3 protein-coding genes and 1 pseudogene are annotated in these 3,316 nt (G+C 65.7%); 2 read left to right on the top strand and 2 right to left on the bottom strand.

All coding sequences use genetic code 11. From position 1 onward, the window contains the following. Nucleotides 1-308 (top strand): annotated as a pseudogene (locus PF446_RS02425) (hypothetical protein); the annotation flags it as partial. Then, nucleotides 298-1,077 (top strand): twin-arginine translocase subunit TatC, encoded by a 780-nt coding sequence (gene tatC, locus PF446_RS02420; protein ID WP_298069338.1) that lies wholly within the window; start codon nucleotides 298-300, stop codon nucleotides 1,075-1,077. The pseudogene PF446_RS02425 and the gene tatC, both read left to right, overlap by 11 nt. A gap of 95 nt (nucleotides 1,078-1,172) precedes the next feature. Here the strand turns inward: tatC and PF446_RS02415 are convergent, their stop codons facing one another. Together PF446_RS02415 and PF446_RS02410 are read right to left on the bottom strand one after the other, a co-directional pair. After that, nucleotides 1,173-1,904 carry an aspartate/glutamate racemase family protein gene (locus PF446_RS02415; RefSeq protein ID WP_298069336.1) on the bottom strand — a complete coding sequence of 244 codons (732 nt, stop codon included), beginning with the start codon at nucleotides 1,902-1,904 and terminating at the stop codon, nucleotides 1,173-1,175. 191 nt (nucleotides 1,905-2,095) lie between these two features. Further along, nucleotides 2,096-3,316, bottom strand: a 1,221-nt coding sequence (locus PF446_RS02410) for a S41 family peptidase (protein ID WP_298069334.1), incomplete at its 5' end; no start/stop codon positions are given.

The following is a 3,316-nucleotide window of genomic DNA, read 5'->3' as shown; positions in this document are numbered from 1 at the left end:
GGCGCCTGCGCAGCGGTTGGGACAGCGTGCGCGAGGAAGTCGAGCGCGAGATCGAAGCCGAGGAAATGAAGCGCAATCTAAAGGAGGCCCAGGAGCATATCCGGCGGGCCGGTGAGCAGGTGCGTGACGGTGTCGAACAGGTCCGCGATGAGGTCCGCGACAGCGCCGAGCAGGTCCGCAAGGCCGCCGACTCGGTGACCGGTTCCCCGCCGGACGAGGAAGACACGGTCACCCGCACCAGCACCCGGCGTGGGCCGGTGGACGGTGACCACAAGGACGGGAGTTCAGGAGCGGGTCATGAGCACTGAGCACGATGGCGATACCGGCGGGGAGCAGGCGGACGCCAGCGAAACCCTGATTTCACACCTGGTCGAGCTGCGTTCGCGACTTTTGCGCATGATCGCAGCGGTGGTGCTGTTCTTCGTCGCCCTGTTCCCGTTCCGCGAATGGCTTTATACCGAACTGGCGCAACCGCTGGTGCGGCATCTTCCGCTGGGTGGCCATCTGATCGCGACCGAGGTCTCCAGCCCGTTCTTCACGCCGATCAAGCTGGCCGCCGTGCTGGCGCTGGTGTTGGCCATGCCGGTGCTGATTTACCAGCTTTGGGCCTTTGTCAGTCCCGGCCTGTACCGGCACGAGAAGCGCCTTGCGAGGCCACTTCTGGTGTCGGCGGTGGTGCTGTTCTACACCGGCTGTGCGTTCGCCTATTTCCTGGTGATGCCGGCGGCTTTTCGTTTCCTTACCGCGGTCACCCCGCACGGCGTGGAAATGATGACCGACATCAACCACTACCTGAATTTCGTGCTGACGTTGTTGTTCGCCTTTGGCCTTTGCTTCGAGGTGCCTGTGGCCGTGGTGATCCTGGCCGCGATCGGCGTGCTGCCGGTGGAGAAGCTGAAGAAGTCGCGCGCCTACGTGGTGGTGGCCTGTTTCGCCCTGGCCGCGGTGCTGACGCCGCCGGACGTGATGTCGCAGGTACTGCTGGCCGTGCCCATGTACACGCTGTACGAAGCCGGCATCCTGGCCGCACGGCTGCTGGTGCGCGAGCACGCCGAAGAAACCGACGAATCATCCTGACCCCGACGTGCAGCTGCGCAGGGGGATCTGGGGAGCAACGCGACCGATCCGACATCGCGCAGCGCCGCAGCATGTTGTGCACCGTTGCTGCGAATTCAGCTGTCCGTGGGTGAACCGGCCCCTGTGTTTTCGTCCGGGTCGTCCAGTATGAAGTCCACGCCTGCCTGCGCATGCAGTGCCAGGGTGTCGAACAGCGGCAGGTCGGTATCGTCGGGGCCGACCAGCAGCGGAATTTCGGTGCAGGCCAGCACCATGCCCTGGGCGCCCTCGCCATGCAGCCGGTCCATCAACTGCAGGTAGCGCTGCCGGGTCGCGTCGGTGAAGCGGTTCTGGCCCAGTTCCTCCATGATCGTGCGATGCACGAAGGCGCGATCGTCGGTCTCGGGGATCCGCGCGGTGATCCCCTGTCCCGCCAGCGTCTGCGAGAAGAAGGGCAGCTCCATGGTGGCGCGGGTACCCAGCAGGCCCACGCAGTCCAGTCCGCGGTCGGTAATCGCACGGGTGGTGGCCTCGGCAATGTGCAGCACCGGCACATCCACGGCCTGGCGCACCGCGTCGGCGGCCACGTGCAGCGTGTTCGCGCACAGCATCAGGCCCTCGGCACCGGCGTCTTCCAGGTGCCTGGCGACGTCTGCCAGACGTGTGCCGAGCGTGGTCCAGTCCGCGCGATCGATCAGCGCGCGCACCCCGGCGAAGTTGAACGAATGCAGCAGCAAGGGTGCGCTGTTCACGCCTCCCAGCTTCGCGTGCACGCCCTCGTTGAGGCGGCGGTAGTAGTCGGCCGTGGACACCCAACTGGTGCCGCCGATGAGTCCCAGTGTCTTCATGCCTCACAATCTAACCGCGCGATGCCCGCAAGGCCAGGGCGATCCGGGAGCGAGGTTGCGGTCAGGCATTGCATCTTGAACGCAAATCATCCGATGCGGGCTCCGTCATGGAGCCGTTTGCCGATCCTCGCCATGCCGGATCCAGGCTTCGATCTGGAGCCGGCCTGCGACGGTTGCTGCCGATCTGCTGTTCAGTGCGCGGAGCTTGCCTTGCGCTCCAGCGCCAATCCCTGGAGTACCGCAAGCGCTTGTGCCATGGCGTAGTCACTGCGCGCCAGGGCGCCGTTGTCCTTGCCGCGGCTGGCGTCGGCAGCGGTGGCGTCGGGCTTCTCGTTGACCAGATGGTTGGGCAGGTCCGCTTCCGAGCCGATCAGTGACGGGCCGTGATCGCCCGGGCGCGCCACCAGGTCGGCGATATGGATGTCGGGCACGATGCCTTCGGCCTGGATCGAGGTGCCGTTCGGAGTGTAATAGCGCGCAGTGGTCAGCTTGATTGCGTGGTCGGCGTCCAGCGGGATCACCGTCTGCACTACGCCCTTGCCGAAGGTGCGTCGGCCCATGATCAGGGCGCGATGGTTGTCCTTCAGCGCGCCGGCGACGATCTCCGCCGCCGATGCGGTGCCGTTGTCGACCAGCACCACCAGGGGCGCACCCTGCAGCAGGTCGCCGGGATGGGCATGGAAGCTCATGTTGGCGTCGGGCAGTCGGCCGCGCATGCGGACGATGAGTCCTTCCTGCAGGAAGGCATCGCTGGTGCCGACCGCGGCCGTGACCAGTCCCCCCGGGTTGGATCGCAGGTCCAGCACAGCGCCTTGCGGTGCGCCGTGCGCGTGGATGTATTCAGTGAGCTTGCGGTCCAGGTCGGCGGCGGTGTCGGCCTGGAACTGGCTGATGCGGATGTCGACGTAACCCTGGGCCAGCCTGCGCAGGTTGACGCTGCTCAGGCGGATGTCGGCGCGGATCATGTCCAGCGTCACCGGTACGGTGGTCTTGGGGTGGACCACCGTCAGACGGATGTGCGTGCCCGGTTTGCCACGCAGCTTGACCAGCGACGCGTCGAGGTTGTCTGCATCCACCGGGACGCCGTCGACTTTCACGATCACGTCGCCCGGTTTCATGCCCGCGCGTTTGGCCGGCGAGCCATCCAGCGGTGCCACCACGACCAGTTCGCCATTGGCCTGGGCGACTTCCACACCGAGCCCGCTGTAGCGGCCGGTGGTGTCCTCATCCAGGGCGTCCAGATCCTTCCGGTCGAGATAGGCGCTATGCGGATCCAGTCCCGCGATCATGCCGGCAATGGCCTTGTTCATCAGTTCGTGACGACTGATTTTTTCCACGTATGCCTGGCGCACGATCTCGAAGGCGCGCGTGAAATTTCGTATGTCCTTGAAGTCCACCGTGTCGCCGCCGCG

This window comes from Oleiagrimonas sp., from assembly GCF_027858935.1.
Taxonomy (GTDB): Bacteria; Pseudomonadota; Gammaproteobacteria; order Xanthomonadales; family Rhodanobacteraceae; genus Oleiagrimonas.
The sequence above is the reverse complement of the archived record's forward strand: the minus strand, read 5'-3'. Positions and strand labels throughout refer to the sequence as shown.

What these genes read in the sequence shown, in the direction of transcription:
- tatC (WP_298069338.1), top strand. Translation starts at nt 298, where the DNA reads ATGAGCACTGAGCACGATGGCGATACCGGCGGGGAGCAGGCGGACGCC.
- PF446_RS02415 (WP_298069336.1), bottom strand. Translation starts at nt 1,904, where the DNA reads ATGAAGACACTGGGACTCATCGGCGGCACCAGTTGGGTGTCCACGGCC.